Genomic DNA, 15506 nt, shown 5'->3' with positions numbered 1-15506 from the left:
GTCAGTTCACCGGGCGGTCGGGCCGGAACAGATCGGGCGAGAGCTCGATGCCGTGCGCAGACAGGGTTTCGAGGAATTTCGGACGGATGCCGGTGGCCTCGAAGTGACCGATCACGCGGTTGTCGGCATCGCGCCCGCTCATGCGGAAGATAAAGATATCCTGCATGGTGACGATATCGCCTTCCATGCCGGTAATTTCCGAGACGCTGAGCAGGCGGCGGCGGCCGTCGGACAGGCGCCCGATCTGCACCACGACATTGATCGCCGATGCGATCTGGGCGCGGGCGGCGCGCGGCGACATCTCGATGCCGCTCATGCTGATCATCTGCTCGACGCGGGCGAGTGCGTCGCGCGCGGTATTGGCGTGGACGGTGGTCATCGAACCGTCGTGGCCGGTGTTCATCGCCTGCAGCATGTCGAAGGCCTCGCCGGCGCGTACCTCGCCGATGATGATGCGGTCGGGCCGCATGCGCAGCGCATTTTTGACCAGGTCGCGCTGGGTGACCTCGCCCTTGCCCTCGATGTTGGGTGGGCGGGTCTCGAGGCGTGCGACATGCGCCTGCTGCAGTTGCAACTCGGCCGAATCCTCGATGGTCACGATGCGCTCGCGCTCGTCGATGAATGACGAGACGGCGTTGAGCAGCGTCGTCTTGCCCGAGCCGGTACCGCCCGAAATCAGGATGTTACGGCGCGCAGCGACGACGCCCTTCAACACCTCGGCGACGGCGGCGGGAACGCTGCCGAACTCGACGAGCTTGGCCATATTGATCGGGATGTGGGCAAATTTGCGGATCGAAAGCAAGGACCCGTCGAGCGCCAGCGGCGGAGCGATCGCATTCACACGCGAGCCATCGGGCAAGCGCGCGTCGACGAAGGGCGAGGATTCATCGATCCGGCGGCCGACACCGCTCGCGATCTTCTGGATGATCCGGAACAGGTGGCGCTCGTCCTTGAAGCGGGTGTCAACCTGCTCGAGCACTCCCATGCGCTCGACAAAAACCGTGTCATGGCCGTTGACCAAGATGTCGGTGATCGTCTGGTCCTGAAGCAGCGGCTCGAGCGGCCCGAGGCCGAGCAATTCGTCGAGAACGTCGCTCACCAGCATGCGGCGCTCGGCGGCGGTCAGCGCCATCTGGTGCCGGCCCAGGATCCCCGCGATCACATCGCCGGCCTCGGCCTCGATCTGGGCGCGCGACATCTTTTCGAGCTGGGCGAGATTGATCTCGTCGAGCAATTCGCGGTGGACCTGCACCTTGAGCGACAGCAGCGCGGCGCTGCGGGCATCGTTGCCGCGCTCGCCGCGGTCGTCGGTCAGTTCGCCAGGCGCTGCCGCGCTCCCCTCGGCGGCTTCGGCCTTCGCATTTTTCTGTTTCTGGAGCTGCCACATTGCCATCAGACCTTGCCCAGCGCGGCGACCACGAGGTCGGAAAGGGCCGACAGGTCGGCCGCGACCTTGTTCTTGCGCGCCACCGAGCCGACTAATACGCCCTGGTCCTGCGCCGACTGGACAACGGCATAATCGCTGTGGATCGACGCAAAGACGGGATAATGCAGCGCGTCGGCGGCATCGTTGACGCCGATGGTGCGGAACATGCGCTTTTCGATGCGATTGGCGACGACGCGGATACGGTCGGCATCGATGCCGGTTTCCTCGAACAAGGTCAGCCGCCGCCGCGCCTGGCGGAGGCTGCCGATCGAGAGGTCAACGACGAGCAGGATAAGGTCCGCCTTGTCGATCGCCGACAAGGTCCAGTTGGCCCAATTGCCCGGCAGGTCGAGGATGACATGATCATATTGCTGGCGCGCAAGTTCGATTACGCGCATCAGCCGTTCGGAATCGATCGCCTCGAGCGGCGCGATCTTGTCAGGCGCCGCGATCACTGCCACGCCATCGGGCCCTGGCGCGGCGACGCTGCGCAGCAGCTCGCCATCGACGCGGTCGCCGGCGGCGAGCAGATGCTCCATGGTGAGGCTGGCGGAGCGGCCAAGATAGGAAGCGGCGTTGCCGAATTGCAGGTCGAGATCGATCAGGCAGCAGCCGTGCGGGCTGTTCGCGCCGAGAAAATAAGCCAGATGGGTTGCAACCGTCGTCGCGCCGATACCGCCGACGCTCTGCGCCACCGCCACGACGGGCGCGAGGTCGGTGGATGCTTCGGCCGACTTGGCCGAGAGAGCCAACAGATTGTTCACCGCATCGTCGAATTCCGCGCGCTGGACGGGAAGCGCGATCACATCGTCGACGCCCTGGCGGATCAAGGCGCGGGTCGTCGCAAAATCGGCATCGCGCATCGCGACGATGAGCGGCAGGTCGGGCCAGCGGGTGCGCAGGCCGGTCAGCCGCTGCATCGATTGCGGATCGTCGGCGCGCAGCTCGACGACGAGCAGTTCGGCATCGCCGACCAGCTCGCTGGTGATCGGGGCACCGGCCTCGATGTGAAGCAGTTCGAAGGCGAGCGAGGAATATTCGTCGCGCGAAAGTGCAGAGCGCGCAAATTCTTCCTCCGAAATCAACAATTTGATCTTGCAGCTCAAGCGGAGAAATCCTGAGGTGGCGCCAGTGCCGATGTCCATATTTTTGCCCACGATGCCGCCCGTCCCTTATTGCGGCGAACCGGCTTTGGTGTCGGTCGTGCGGATCGTATCGGGCTGTTTGACCTTGTCGGTGCGATAACGATCGACCGCGGCACCGGCCTTGGCGGCTTCGGTGGTCGGGACAGCATTGTCATATTGCGGATCGGGATTGACGACCTGCGCCGCCATCGTCTGGCGTACGGCGTTGCCGAAGGTCGCGTCGGTCGGCGTACAGCCCGCCAGCAGCACGGCGGCAACGATGGCCAGAACGATATGATCAGTATTCATAGCCGGGTCCTTCCTTGGCGGGAGCCGCCGCTTTCGGCGCCGGGTTCATCTGCTGCTGCACGCCGGGGACGGCGGGAACCGCATTGTCGGTGCGGCCGAGCAGGAACATGTCGAGCTCGGTGGGCTCGCCCACGCGCTCGGTTGGCAAGGCAACCTGGTTCGGCTTGATCGGCTGGACCAGGCGCGGCGTCACGACGATCAGCAATTCGGTTTCACCGCGCTGGAAGCCGGTCGATCGGAACAGCGAGCCGATGATCGGGATCGATCCCAGCAAGGGTACCTGCTTGATGGTGTTCCTGAAATCCTGGCGCAGCAGGCCGGCAATGGCGAAGGATTCGCCGTCGCGCAGCTCGAGCGTCGTCGACGCCCGGCGGGTCTGCAGACCGGGAATGGTGATATTGTTGAGCACGATCGAATTGTTCGGATCGATCGAGCTGACCTCGGGCTCGACGATCATGTTGATCACGCCATCGGCGAGGATGGTCGGAGTAAAGCCGAGGCTGACGCCGAAGGGTTTGAACTCGATGGTGATGCTGCCCGCATTGCCGCCGCCACCGCCACCACCGCTCCCCTGCACGACCGGGATCGGAAATTCGCCGCCAGCAAGGAAACTGGCCTTTTCGCCCGAGAGCGCAACCAATGTGGGCTCGGCCAAGGTCTTGGCCATGCCCTTTTCCTCGAGGCTGTCGAGGACCCCCAGTATGTCGAGGCCCGCAATGTTAAAGCTGCGACGAAAAATGCCGAAGCTTTCGGTGATCGATGCGAGCTTCAGCACACCGTCGCCGGTGTCGGGATCGGGGGTGAGCGATGCACCTGCGCCGATAGCACCGTCAAAGCGCCCCGAACCGTTGCGGAAAAAGCCGCTGACGCCGATTTCCTTGCCGGTCCGGCGGCTGATCTCGGAGAAGCGAACCTCGAGCATCACCTGCTGGCTCGAGCCGATGCCCATCATGTTGACGACCTTGTCGCCGGCATAGGTTCCGGCGATCTGGACGGCATTCTGGGCGGCGGCGGCACTGCTGACAACGCCCGACAAGACCACCGCATCATTGGCGATCCGCGCGCTGATCCGCTCGCCGGGCATCAATTCGCCGAGCTGGCGGCGCAGCGACAGCACGTCGGGCCCGACCGCGACATCCATGATGGTGATGACGCGGCCGCCCTTGTCGTAAACGGTCAGGCTGGTCGCGCCGAGTTTCTTGCCGAGGACATAGATCGAGCGATCGGAGATCGGCATGATATCGGCGATTTCGTCGGAGCCAATCATCGCGCGGCCGAACGGGCGATCGAGCGTCACCGTCTGGCTCTTGTTGAGCGGAACGTCGAGTTGGCCGGCGTGCACACCGCCACCCTGCACATATTGCGCTTGCGCGGCGGGAATGGCGATCGCGAGCAGCAGCGGCGCGGCGATCAAGCCGGCGAATGCGCGCATGGCACGCGGAGAAAGATTACGAGCCATGACGTTTGACCTCATAGGTTGTCGGCGCAGTGCCACGGACAATTTCAACGGTGAGACCGGCGGGCCGCGGCGGCGCGGCAGGCGCAGCGGGGCGCGGTGCGGCATAGCGCGGTGCGCCCATCGGCGCCTCGCTGTAAAAGCCCGGTGGCAGGCCGGCGAGGCCGGGCGACGATGATTGCGAACGGCGCGACGGCGCCGAGCGCCAGCCGCTGCCCAGATCCTGTTGGGTGACGGTCATGTTGGCGCCGTCCTCGATGCTGGTGACGTTACGCAGCGCCAGCGACACGGTGCCGACCTCCTGGGCCAGCGCGATCTTCTGCGCGCCGACAGCATCGACTTCGAGCGTCGCGGTCTTGGCCACTTTGGGATCGGTCGCTTTGTTGTCGGCGACCTGGTCGATCGCGATGACACGGATTTTCTCGAGCACGATATCGGTCATCTGGTCTTCGTTGCCAGCGCTATCGCCCGCCATTTTGCGGGTCACCAGAACGTCGACAATGTCACCAGGCGACACCATGCCGCCGACGCCCGAAACTGCGTCAATACCAACAGCCACGGCGCGCATTCCATCGGGCAGCAGTGCCGAGATGCTGGCGCGCCCATCGGCGCCACTGATATTGGAAGCTAAAATGGGTTCACCAACTACCATTGGCCGAAGTGCAACGCGCGGGCCCTTCGGATTGTTGACGACGCCGATCGCGGTCTGGAAGGCGCCCTGCGGCAAAGATCCAGCTGGCCATTTGGTCAACTTGGTGTTCTGCGGTGTTAAAACAGTACCGAACTCAAGGGGTTGAGATGCAACAAGAACTTGAACCAGCTGCGCTTCCCGAGATTGCTGATCCCGTTGCCGTTCAACGCCGCTAAAAAAGCTATTTGCCAAAAAAACGACAATCAACCCGAGCAGTACTGCTATAGCAACAACTACTGATTTTCGTCCTGATAACATCGAATCCCCCCACCGCTATTATGGAAAGAAACCGAGTCGACCTCGTCGACCCGGTTTCGTGGCGGTTAGCTCTTCGGGGTGTATTCTTGGCCCTTGATCACTTCACCCGCACGATCCATCGCACCACCAATTTCGTCTCCGAGAGCGATGGCCGAAGCCGCAATTGCCGAGCCGATGATCGCGAGGATCAGCACATATTCAGCAGCCGACGCGCCGCTTTCGTCACGAACGAAATTCTTCAGAAAATTCTTCATGGTCTTACTCCTAATGACCCGCCAACCGAGAGAGGCGGTGTGCCTGTCGTGTCTCCCCCATGGAGACGACCAGACAGTTCTGTGGAAGGAGCAATGGAACCGACGCGACCCGGTATTTTATTCCGGCAAACGCCGGTTCAACCTGTCAATGCGGCCCCCCACAAAGAACGCCACGATTCAACGCTTTTTCGAGTCCGCCGTCAACACAAAATTAACATATATAAACAAGGATTTAACGGATAATTTTCGTTAACCATTCGAGCAATCACTACCATTCAGGTAGTTTACACGACCGATTCGAACATGATTCGCGTGTTGCGCGTAACAGATTGTTCCGTCGCCAGATTTGCTTGACAGATTCGGTTAATCGCGCGCGCGGACGATCACCCAGCCGAGCAAGCGAGCATGATTGGGGCCGGGTTAACACGCGCCGAAGGCACATCCGCACCACATCCCCTGCGGAACCCTTTGCCAGCCCAAAGATTTGTTAACCATCCTGCCTTTACAAACGGGGCATAACTGCGAGACAGGTGAGCGATGGTCGAGAATGGTTTTCAGGCATTGCGGCAGCGGCTCTATGCCCAGAGCGTTCGGCTTGTCGCGCCACTCGAGGACAAGGCGCGCCTTTTGCTGCTCGGCTGGACCGTGCCGGTCGCGCTGCTCTGTCTGTTCCGCATCGTCTTTCCGGTGACGCCCGCGAACCATCCGGCGGACGCGCTCGTGCTCGTCGTCCCGCACATGCTGATCCTCGCCAGTCCCTTCTTTGCCTATTGGACGGCAAACGCGTTGTTCCCGCGCGGCACCGATTTTGCGCAGCCGGATATTCGCCTGGCCCGGCTGGGCAGCTGGCGGCCGCTCAATGCCCTGTCCGCCCGCGACCATCCGGCATTCGGGCCGGTCGGCATCATGGCCTCGCTACTCATCGGCATGTTGCTGAACGTGCCGATCCGCACCGCCGAGTTCATGACCGCGGTGCCGGCGATGACCGGATCGGCCCCGATGTGGGGCCAGATGATCTATTTCGCGATGGCGACCGACCTCATTGCCATGAACTTTCTCTACACGCTCTGCTTCTTCATGGCGCTGCGCCGCAACCCGTTCTTTCCGCGGATGCTGCTGCTCACATGGGGGCTCGACCTGGCATCGCAGGTGCTGATCGCCAATTATGTCGGCAGCGCGCCTTATCTGCCCGCAGGGGTCGCGGCCTCGATCGCGCCGCTGCTTGAAAGCAACCTCAAGAAGGCAGCGATCAGCATGATTATCTGGCTGCCCTATCTGCTGCTGTCCGAACGGGTCAATGTGACCTACCGCTGGCGCCAGCCGGCTTAAACAATCCTCAGGATCAAGCGTGGTGCGAGGTCGCCAGCTTGTTTGCCCCGCACAGGCTGCACGGCTGTTTGGCGCGGCGATAGCCCCTGGTGCCGACAAGTTCGCGGGTCACGGCATTCGCCTGCGAGCGAACCGACAGGTCGAGCCGGTCGGTGATGCAATCATCGCAGACGGCCAGGCCATCGAGGCGCTGGATCAGCGCCTCGATCTGACCGGCGATCGTCATGTTGCGGGTCATCGCGTCACGCTGCCTCCGTGCCCGCCGCGAAACGCTCGATCTGCTCGCGGCGGATGACGATACCGAGCGCGCTATTCCGTGCGGGCATGGAATGGACGCATTTCCCGTAACTTTGCGGTGATCGGCCCGGCATAGTTTTACGCTCCTCCCCGCACTTATTGCAGAGAAGGAAACTGTGAAGCCAGATGATTTTGAATGGAAACTGGAATATCCGCCATTTGCGCGCCAGACGTTCAGGGACTTGCATCGACCCCGAATGTCGCCTGGCTGCGCAAAGACGGCCACGGCACGGCTACGGCAAGAAATTCGGTCGGGGTCGTAATTGCCTCATTCAATGGCTGACCGGGAGCGGTTTCGGTCGCGGCGATATCAGCGCCAGCCCATCGATCGCCTTTTCTGGAATGGGGACCGGGGCTGCGGTCTGCGCCGCGACGGCGATCAGAGGTCGGCAGTCTGCCGAAGCCCATCGAGCCATTCGCGCGACACCGTCGCGACCGTGTCGCGCAGGGTGGTGACCGCCGCCCGGATCGCCTGCAAATCGTCGCTGCCGATGGCGTAAGCAGCCGAGTAGCGCGCCTCGACATAAGCGCGCTTCGCCAGCTCGAAGCGCCGGCGATCGAGCTTCGTCGCGCGCGGCCAGGCCTCGACGAGCCGCGGTTCGCGGTCCTCGGCCAGCGAACGCAGGAACTTCAGATTGTGCGAGCGCGGTACGTACAGACAGCGAACGAGAAGGTAGCAGATATATGCACGCTCGGCGGCCTGATGCAGTGTGAAAGCCGCATTCTTGGCCCACTCGGGGTCGGTCTCACTTTCGGCACAGGAAACTGCGGCTAGCTTGAGCCACCGATCAACCGCCGGAAGCTGCTTCGCAAGATATTCGCTTGCCATTTCATAGGCATCAGCCGCTGTCAGCGGCATCGGGGCAGCCAACGTGCTACCCGGCAGATCGTACAGCACGACACCATCGCGCGCGATGTCGACCCAAAAATATTCGCCGCGCTTCAGGCCGCTATTCACCTCATCGAGCGTGTGGACGATGATGTTTACGGGTCGGGCGATTGCGGCCTCGCGCAGGATCTTGTCCTCGGCGTCATACCAATAATCGGCGATCTCGGTAAGATCCTCATGGCTGACGATAATCAGCAGGTCATAATCCGACTGATAGCCATTCTCGGGCTCATCGACCCAATCGCCGCGCGCATAGCTGCCGAACAGGATGATCTTGCGGACCTTGCCGTGCTTCTTCCATTGCTGCGTCGCGCGCGAGATCGCGACGGTAAATCATCCATCAATATCCGCGTCGCCAGCGCCAGTTCTTCCTGCTGCGCCGGCGGAAGATGATCGACATCGTTCTTCATGCCCGGAGTCTCGCCATCTTCTCGCCACGTGGCAAGGCCTCATTGCCGCAAGGCCGTGTCGATTGATCCAGATCGGACACTAAACTATGCCGAGCCCATCACGGACGAGCGACCGGCCCTAATGACCGCAGTGCTGCTTCCGCATCGGCCGCTCCCCGGCTCTCCTACGGCCGCCCGGCGAGCGCCCGCCGGAACCGGCGCAGGGCGTTGGCGCCGCTGCGGGTCAGCGGCGAGCGGTCGAACCATTTGAGATTGGCGATGTCGCTGCGCGATGCGCGCTGCACACCGAGCGGCGGCACGGCAAATTTGGTCACGACATGCGGGTTGGCGCGGCGGTACCAGACATAGGCGGCATCGATCGGGGGATGCGTACCTTCATAACTCAGATGTTCGAGATAATAGCTCACGCGCTCGGCGCCTTGCCGCGAGAAACCCATCATATGCGATTCCTGGATGTCGCTGACATGAAGGTCGTCGGGCGTGGCGGCAGTATAGCCGCCGTAAAATATATCCCATCCCGGCGCGAGGTAACGATTGGCGGCGCCTGCGGCAAAGCTGCAATCATCCTCGAGGATCAGGATCGATTCACCGGCCGCGACCGCCTCGCGCAAAAGCGTCTGGTGGCTCGCAAAGCAACCGTGCGCGCCAACACAGGTAAAATCCATCGCCTCGTCCGGCCGAATGGCCTCGAAATAGGCGACGCGCGGGTCGCCCGCCAAGCCAACCGCGGCGAGCTCGCGGTCCATCTCGCGGCGGCGATCGGACCGGTAGGCAAGGTTGATGACCCTGATCCGGTCGAAATGATCAAAGACTTTCATCAGTCTGCTCCGCACGATCGGCGAGTGAGGCACCGGGCGGCGATCGCCCCGATGCCGAAATGTAGGGACCGTTCACGCGCAGCGCTAGCAAAGCGCCGTCGCAAGAACAATCTTGCTATGACCCGCGAAAGGCGCGCGTCCCCATGTTCCGGCTCCCGATCTGACACAAGGGCGCATCGCAGCCCCTGTCGCGCGCGGCGCCCTTGCCCTGCCCTTTCACGGCGCCCCGCGGCAATTCATCCGGGCCGAAGGCAAGGCGGACGTGCTGCCGCTCCATTGGTCGGCACCCTCGCGCGCGGTCACCGGGCGCGGTTGCCGGGCGCGGGCAGCGCAGGCAGACACACAGGGAGGCATTGCAGAAAATATGTTGAGCGCCGGCGCAGCCGCACTTCGCTCGTCCGCCGCGCAAAATGCGCTCGAAGAAGCTGAAATGCGCCCGCGCGGACAGCGCAACGCGCCGCCGCCGTGGCGGGTAACGACCGAGGCGACCTCGCGGACAGCCTGCCTGGCGGTGTTAGCTGCCGGCGCCGAAAAGGGACGGCCGCATTACGGCAAGTTTGCGGTCGATATCGGCCAGGCTGGCTTCGAGGCGCGCCCATTCGGGGCGGCGTACGGCGGCGTCGCCATATTGCATGCGCAGCCGCGACTGGGCATCGACCCCGAGATCGCGCTCACGCACGAGATCGTCCCACGCCTCCTGGGCCAGTTCGCGCGGATGCTTGGGTGCCAGTGCCGCCATTTTGGCCTGGAGCTCCAGGGCGTCGCGGCGCACCGCCAGGTCGATCGCCTCACCCACCGTTTCGGGCGGTTTGCCGCGCGAATCCTGAAGCGGCTGACCGCAGAAACCGGCCGATTTGACATGATGTCTCACAACAAAGCTGGCAAAGGCGCGCGCGTCCTGCTCGCCGAGTTGGGTGCGGATTGCCTGGACGGTCTGCATATCGCGCAGATCGAGGTCCGCCAGCGCGATGTCCCGCGGGGCGGGCGCGCAGCCGCCCAGTAAAATAACGAACAACAGGGCAGCCCGCGCCATGGTCGATCCTTCCGCCGAACCTGATTAGCCGATCATCGTTAACAAATTCTGGTGACAACGCACCCGCGTCGGGGACGGCAGCCAGCGGCGCGCAACGGGGCACGGTGACTCCGGTGACTCCGGCGGCCCCCGCGCCCCGTTGGTGGCCGCGTCCCGGCGGGCGGTTGATCGCTTGCCATCTCAAACGCGCGCGTCGCGACGCTGCACCTGACCGGTGCAACGCGAAATTATCCTCCGGCGAAGCGCCGCCTTTACTTCAAATTAGCCTTTGGATGCCATCAACGGCGCCCGATCCAAGAACTGGAAACATGATGCGCCCAAGCCGGTCCACGTCGACACCGCCTGCTGCCAGCGCAGCGTATCAGCCGTGCGGGGCGCGCGCCGCAAAGCGCGCGACCGCGCTGCCCGGCCGCCGATCCAACGCGCGTCGATCGCAGCCTGTCTTTGCCACGAGGGAATTTATGCGCCGCATTGCCTTGATCCTTCCGCTCGCGCTCGCAACCGCCTCCTGCGGCGGCGGTGGTTCCGACAGCTCCAGCAGCGCTGCCCACACGGTGACGCTGCCACCGGCGCCGACCCCGACTCCTACGCCTACGCCGACCCCGACACCGGCCCCGACGCCGCCGCCCGCCGGCTCGACGGGCCAGGACAGCAGCGCAACGGTGCAAGGCGCTGCGGCGATCGCCAGCAACTTCGACCCGATGAGCGAACTTGTGGCAACGTCGATTCCGCCGTCGGCAGCCCCCGATGTGGTTGGCGCGTTCCGGTTCATCTGCATGCCCGGCCAGCTCCGCAAAGACGACCCCATCGTCTATCCCGGACAACCGGGCAGGAGCCACCTCCACCAGTTCTTCGGCAATGACAAAGCCGATGCCTATTCGACCTACACCTCGCTGCGGACCAGCGGAAATTCCACCTGCATGTCGCCGGTGAACCGGTCGGCCTATTGGATACCGGCCCTTCTCAACGGCAAGGGCCAGGTGGTTCGGCCCGACTATGTGACGATCTATTACAAGCGCCGGCCGAAGTCGGACCCCATCGTGTCGGACCCCAATCACCCCCGGTATCAGGGCAAGGCGACCGCTTTGCCCAATGGTCTGAGGTTCATCTTCGGGCGCGATCTGCTCGACCTCGCCGCCGCGTCGACCGGGCACATGGATTTCGCCTGCGACGGGCCGGTGCCGTTCACGCAGAAGGAATGGAAAAACTTCGAGGAGGCCCAGCTCGGCTGTCCGGTAGGCAACCGGATCGCGGTGCGGGCGAACGCCCCCGATTGCTGGGACGGAAAGAACCTCGACAGCGCCGATCACCGCAGTCATGTGGCCTACAGCTCCTTCGGAAACTGGGGCTATCAGAAATGTCCGGCAACCCATCCCTTCGTCATTCCGACCTTCACCATGGGCGTCTGGTACACGCAGGCGGCAGGCGAAACCTATTCCTTCGTGTCGGACGAGCTGGACACATCGCCGACGCACCGCCGCGGCGACACCTTCCATGCCGACTTTTTCATGGCGTGGGATCCGATCGTTCACGACCTTTGGGAAAAGAACTGCCTCGACAAGATGCTCAACTGTTCAACCGGTGACCTCGGCAACGGGCAGCAGATCAAGCAGAGCTGGAACTTGAGCTGGACCGCCAACCCGCGCCTCGTGAGCCTGTCGGGCAGCTGAGCCGCCGGTCTGTAATCGGGTCGCGGCGCGGCGCAGCATAAGGCTGCCCGCCGCCGCCCCGGTCACCGGGCACTCTCCTTGCGGTCGCGCTGCGTGCGCTGCATGCGGCATGCGCATGCCGCTCCTATCGACTCGCAGCGCAATCATGCGTTACATGGCAGCAGTTCGATCTGGTCCTGCTCCGCGCCGATCCAGGCCGCCGCGGGCCGGCATCGGGCGGAATCCGGCGGGTCAACGAATTTGTCCAAAGAAGCTGTCCATTGATCATATTGGCAATGCTATTGGCTGCGGCGTTTTCACCGCTGTCCGGCGCTGACGGATGCGGCGTGCCAGCAAACCTGTGGTCGGCGGCCGACATCGGCCGCGGCGGCACGTCCGGGGGCATTGGCGAAGGCACCGGTGGGTCGAAGATCCTGTGCGGTCCAGGCGTGCGGCAGGCATGTGCGGAGCGCGGCAGACATGCGGCCGCCGGTAGCGACGCTGCGCCGCCACCGGCCAAAGGCGCGACGATAACCGGCGCCTCGCCGCCTCTCCTGCCGGTCGGCGCCGCATCTGCCACCGATGCGACAGCAAAAGCGACCGTCGATGCGGCACCGCAGATACCGTCGGGGCTCAGCGTTGCGCCGTTGCTCGGTCCGAAAGACATTCCTCCGAGCAGCGCTCCCGATGTCGTCGGGGCGTTCCGTTTCCTGTGCAGCGCCGGGCAGCTCAGTTACGACGATCCGATCGTCTATCCCCGGCAGCCGGGCAAGGCCCACCTCCACCAATTCTTCGGCAATCTTGGCGCCGATGCGCATTCGACTTACGAAAGCTTGCGAACCACCGGCGAAAGCAGCTGCCAGAACGCGCTGAACCGCTCGGCTTACTGGATGCCGGCCATGCTCGACGGCAAGGGGAATGTGGTCCGCCCCGATTTCGTTTCGATCTATTACAAGCGGCGCCCTGCCAGCGATCCGGTCTGCAAGAAGGAGGGCAAGGCGTGCGTCGGCATCCCGCGCGGGCTTCGCTTCATATTCGGCTGGGACCAGACGCGCCCGGCGGTCGCGCAGCCGGAAAACGCCGTTCACACCGGTTTCAAATGCGTCGAGGGCTGGGAGGCGGTCACCCCGACGGCAAAAGACATGACCGAGCCGATGAAGATCTGCAAGCCGGGGCAGCATATCTACGCCTCGCTCTCGTCCCCGCAATGCTGGAACGGCATTGACCTCGACACCGCCGATCACCGCAGCCACCTCGCCGAACCGCGGGACCGAGGCATTAACGGGCAGCCAAAATGCCCCGCCTCCCATCCCTTGATCATCCCGCAGTTCACGATGACGGTCGCCTACCGCATCGAGGAAGGCGACGAGCCGACGCGCTGGGAATTGTCGAGCGACCAGATGCTGCCCGCCGCGCTCCGCCGCCCGGGTGCCAGTTTTCACAGCGACTATTTCGAAGCCTGGGAGGACGATATCCGTCTTCGCTGGGAAGCCGCCTGCATCGATAAAATGCTCAACTGTTCAGATGGCGACCTTGGCGACGGACAGATCATGGCGCGCGGCCCCCATTTTCCCAAACCAAAGGTTTCACCCCGGCTCGTCCCCATACCGCCCGTCACCGATGCGGGCGATGGTCATGGCCCGCATGGGCCGGCCCGCGAATAGCGACGCAGCGGGCGTCGCAGAGCGCGGCGAACAGGGTCAAGCCAACGCTGGCGCGTCCTCCCCGGCCACCGTGGCTGCGCCCGGTGCCCGGATCGCCGGCTACTGCTCTCTCGCGGCAAGCCAAATGCTCTCTTCTGGCAAGCCAGCCGCACGACCGACGAGCGCATTGAATGATCGCCCCGCACGCGTTATCGATCGGCGGTGCGGGCCATTGCTCGTCCGCCGCTGCGACCCTTGCCGCAAGCGTCGCCGGGACCGCGCCGCGCGCCGCTGCATGCGCTGCGCAGCACCGAACCGGTGACGCAGCAACCGAGCGGACGATGGCAGGGGCCGGCGCCACACGGGGGGGGACCGTCAAAGCGATGACCGATATGAAAGCGCGCCATTGCGGCATCACCGCCCTGATCGTAACCGCGGCGATCATGACGGCGATGCCGGCGGGGGCCGTCCCGGTGGGCAGCCTCAAGGGCCAGCAGCTTGAACATATCTACGGCGATTATGCGCCGGGCGGCGACTGCCGGACCGAGCCGCGGCTGACGATCGGCGAGAGCGGTTTCGCCTTCCGGGCCCTCGGGCGCACCGTCAAGCCGGCCACCGTCGAGTTCGCACCGAGCTATATGGGGCCCGCGTATCGGGGTATCGCGATGGTCGTCTTCCCCTTTCCGCGCGGCAACCCGGACTTTGGCCCCGTGCGGCTCACCATCAACGACGGCGAGAAACGCGGCGTCATCGGCATCGAGGCCGATCTTCCGCCCGGCCAGCGCGCCGATCCGTTTCATGCCGCCTTCACCCGTGCCGCACGTCTCGAGCGCTGCGGCCCCGCGGCGACGACAGCGCCCTCGCCGCCGCAGACGCTGCCTGCGCCGGCCACGCCCGCCCCAGCCCGGGCAACACCGGCGGAATGGAGCAATCTCGCGGCGCTCGAAGGCCGTTATCCCGGCGACTATGACGGCAGCAATATCGACCTGTTCGAGCGCGGCGCAATCGCCGCGGCGCTGCGCGCCCAGCTCGGCTCCAAGTTCGAGGTACTCAAAACCAATCTCGCGGTGGTGTCGCCGCTCGAGCGGCAGGGCCGCGTCTATCACCTGTCGGGCAATGCGACGCATCAGGGCGGGGTCGAGCAGGCCTATATCCTCATCGACCCGGCGCGCCGCGCCGTGCAGGTCGGATTGTGGGAAAAGGGCAAGCTGCGGGTCTTTGCACCGGCGAGCGGAGACCGCATCGCGCTGCCCGCCAGCATCGCCGCCCTTGCCGAGCGCAGCCCGCCCGAGACCGCGACCGCGCTTCCCGGCACGCCCTGGGAGCTCATGCCGGTCGCGGGCCGCGCGCCGGTGGCGCATGTCGCCGCCGCCGGCTCGCCGACGATCGAATCGTTCAGCCTGTTCTGCGACAACGGACGCCCCGTCGTGGCCATGCTGCTGAACAAGCCGCTGGGCGGCGCGCGGCTGACGCTGAGCTGGAATTTTGCCGGCGAGCTTGTGAATATCCCGGTGCAGCGCGCCAATGCCGACGGTACCTTCTGGCAAGGCAGCCTCGCCGGTACGCCGCTGCTTGCACGGCTCGTCCAGCGCCGCGACAATGCCATGCTGCGCATCGACGGGCGCGGCGAAGGCGAAGCGTCGCTCGTCGGCGCCGCCGCGATGCTCCGCCCGGTCATGTGGCCTTGCGCCCGGCTGTGACGCGCCGGGCCGGCGGAAAGGGTGCGCCACCATCCGCACCGCGGACGACGCGGCATCGCCCGAGCAGACGGGGCTGGCCGACCCGGGGTGCTGTGGTTCGCGAAGGCGGAAGAAGCCGCAGAATAACGGCGCCGGGCACCAGCCCGTTCCCGCGCTGCTCTCTGGCGGTTCGACAAGCCGGCAGCGCGCCGGTCCATCAAGAAAGGCTCCGCCGACCAGC

14 protein-coding genes and 1 pseudogene are annotated in these 15506 nt (G+C 64.5%); 4 read left to right on the top strand and 11 right to left on the bottom strand.

Features of this window, described 5'->3' with window-relative positions; genetic code table 11:
• Nucleotide 1 precedes the first annotated feature (1 nt).
• The 6 genes from IR187_RS11200 to IR187_RS11175 form a co-directional block, all read right to left on the bottom strand.
• The gene (locus IR187_RS11200) at nucleotides 2-1387 is read right to left on the bottom strand and encodes a CpaF family protein (RefSeq protein ID WP_194954736.1); all 1386 of its coding nucleotides are present in this window, start codon (nucleotides 1385-1387) and stop codon (nucleotides 2-4) included.
• 5 nt (nucleotides 1388-1392) lie between these two features.
• Entirely contained in the window at nucleotides 1393-2532 is a 1140-nt protein-coding gene (locus tag IR187_RS11195; protein ID WP_194954695.1) for an AAA family ATPase, read from the bottom strand.
• 66 nt (nucleotides 2533-2598) lie between these two features.
• Nucleotides 2599-2859: a hypothetical protein gene (locus tag IR187_RS11190; protein WP_194954694.1), complete on the bottom strand. Its 261-nt coding sequence runs from the start codon at nucleotides 2857-2859 to the stop codon at nucleotides 2599-2601.
• A complete protein-coding gene (locus tag IR187_RS11185) occupies nucleotides 2849-4291 on the bottom strand; it encodes a type II and III secretion system protein family protein (RefSeq protein ID WP_194954693.1) in 1443 nt (480 codons plus the stop codon). The genes IR187_RS11190 and IR187_RS11185 overlap by 11 nt, the downstream gene beginning before the upstream one ends.
• 16 nt (nucleotides 4292-4307) lie before the next feature.
• A complete protein-coding gene (gene cpaB, locus IR187_RS11180; protein ID WP_267463778.1) occupies nucleotides 4308-5264 on the bottom strand; it encodes a Flp pilus assembly protein CpaB in 957 nt (318 codons plus the stop codon).
• A gap of 65 nt (nucleotides 5265-5329) precedes the next feature.
• Nucleotides 5330-5518, bottom strand: coding sequence for a Flp family type IVb pilin (locus tag IR187_RS11175; protein WP_194954691.1), 189 nt, complete (start codon nucleotides 5516-5518; stop codon nucleotides 5330-5332).
• Nucleotides 5519-6055: 537 nt separating this feature from the next.
• Here IR187_RS11175 and IR187_RS11170 point away from each other — a divergent pair.
• Nucleotides 6056-6847, top strand: coding sequence for a DUF2569 family protein (locus IR187_RS11170; RefSeq protein ID WP_194954690.1), 792 nt, complete (start codon nucleotides 6056-6058; stop codon nucleotides 6845-6847).
• Between the two features lie 13 nt (nucleotides 6848-6860).
• On the opposite strand, the gene IR187_RS11165 is transcribed toward IR187_RS11170, so the two are convergent.
• The 5 genes and pseudogenes from IR187_RS11165 to IR187_RS11150 form a co-directional block, all read right to left on the bottom strand.
• Nucleotides 6861-7085: a hypothetical protein gene (locus tag IR187_RS11165; RefSeq protein ID WP_228765834.1), complete on the bottom strand. Its 225-nt coding sequence runs from the start codon at nucleotides 7083-7085 to the stop codon at nucleotides 6861-6863.
• A 438-nt stretch (nucleotides 7086-7523) separates the two neighbouring features.
• On the bottom strand, nucleotides 7524-8042 hold the full coding sequence (locus tag IR187_RS16830; RefSeq protein WP_324187684.1) for a HEPN domain-containing protein: 519 nt from the start codon (nucleotides 8040-8042) through the stop codon (nucleotides 7524-7526).
• A 159-nt stretch (nucleotides 8043-8201) separates the two neighbouring features.
• Nucleotides 8202-8300: pseudogene (locus IR187_RS17165) on the bottom strand (DNA-binding protein); the annotation flags it as partial.
• A gap of 307 nt (nucleotides 8301-8607) precedes the next feature.
• A complete protein-coding gene (locus tag IR187_RS11155) occupies nucleotides 8608-9261 on the bottom strand; it encodes a glycosyltransferase family 25 protein (protein WP_194954689.1) in 654 nt (217 codons plus the stop codon).
• A gap of 514 nt (nucleotides 9262-9775) precedes the next feature.
• Complete coding sequence (locus tag IR187_RS11150; RefSeq protein ID WP_194954688.1) at nucleotides 9776-10294, bottom strand: hypothetical protein; 519 nt, start codon at nucleotides 10292-10294, stop codon at nucleotides 9776-9778.
• A 461-nt stretch (nucleotides 10295-10755) separates the two neighbouring features.
• On the opposite strand from IR187_RS11150, the gene IR187_RS11145 reads away from it, so the two are divergent.
• From IR187_RS11145 to IR187_RS11135, 3 genes are all read left to right on the top strand, one after another.
• Entirely contained in the window at nucleotides 10756-11964 is a 1209-nt protein-coding gene (locus tag IR187_RS11145; protein WP_194954687.1) for a DUF1996 domain-containing protein, read from the top strand.
• 326 nt (nucleotides 11965-12290) lie between these two features.
• Complete coding sequence (locus IR187_RS11140; RefSeq protein WP_194954686.1) at nucleotides 12291-13607, top strand: DUF1996 domain-containing protein; 1317 nt, start codon at nucleotides 12291-12293, stop codon at nucleotides 13605-13607.
• 362 nt (nucleotides 13608-13969) lie between these two features.
• Nucleotides 13970-15286 (top strand): hypothetical protein, encoded by a 1317-nt coding sequence (locus IR187_RS11135; RefSeq protein ID WP_194954685.1) that lies wholly within the window; start codon nucleotides 13970-13972, stop codon nucleotides 15284-15286.
• The last annotated feature ends 220 nt before the right edge of the window (nucleotides 15287-15506 follow it).

This window comes from Sphingopyxis solisilvae, from assembly GCF_015475875.1.
Lineage (GTDB): Bacteria > Pseudomonadota > Alphaproteobacteria > Sphingomonadales > Sphingomonadaceae > Sphingopyxis > Sphingopyxis solisilvae.
The sequence above is the reverse complement of the archived record's forward strand: the minus strand, read 5'-3'. Positions and strand labels throughout refer to the sequence as shown.

Bases quoted from the DNA above. Each gene is read 5' to 3' on its own strand.
- IR187_RS11200 (WP_194954736.1), bottom strand. From the start codon at position 1,387: ATGTGGCAGCTCCAGAAACAGAAAAATGCGAAGGCCGAAGCCGCCGAG.
- IR187_RS11190 (WP_194954694.1), bottom strand. From the start codon at position 2,859: ATGAATACTGATCATATCGTTCTGGCCATCGTTGCCGCCGTGCTGCTG.
- IR187_RS11185 (WP_194954693.1), bottom strand. From the start codon at position 4,291: ATGCGCGCATTCGCCGGCTTGATCGCCGCGCCGCTGCTGCTCGCGATC.
- cpaB (WP_267463778.1), bottom strand. From the start codon at position 5,264: ATGTTATCAGGACGAAAATCAGTAGTTGTTGCTATAGCAGTACTGCTC.
- IR187_RS11175 (WP_194954691.1), bottom strand. From the start codon at position 5,518: ATGAAGAATTTTCTGAAGAATTTCGTTCGTGACGAAAGCGGCGCGTCG.
- IR187_RS11170 (WP_194954690.1), top strand. From the start codon at position 6,056: ATGGTCGAGAATGGTTTTCAGGCATTGCGGCAGCGGCTCTATGCCCAG.
- IR187_RS11165 (WP_228765834.1), bottom strand. From the start codon at position 7,085: ATGACCCGCAACATGACGATCGCCGGTCAGATCGAGGCGCTGATCCAG.
- IR187_RS11155 (WP_194954689.1), bottom strand. From the start codon at position 9,261: ATGAAAGTCTTTGATCATTTCGACCGGATCAGGGTCATCAACCTTGCC.
- IR187_RS11150 (WP_194954688.1), bottom strand. From the start codon at position 10,294: ATGGCGCGGGCTGCCCTGTTGTTCGTTATTTTACTGGGCGGCTGCGCG.
- IR187_RS11145 (WP_194954687.1), top strand. From the start codon at position 10,756: ATGCGCCGCATTGCCTTGATCCTTCCGCTCGCGCTCGCAACCGCCTCC.
- IR187_RS11135 (WP_194954685.1), top strand. From the start codon at position 13,970: ATGACCGATATGAAAGCGCGCCATTGCGGCATCACCGCCCTGATCGTA.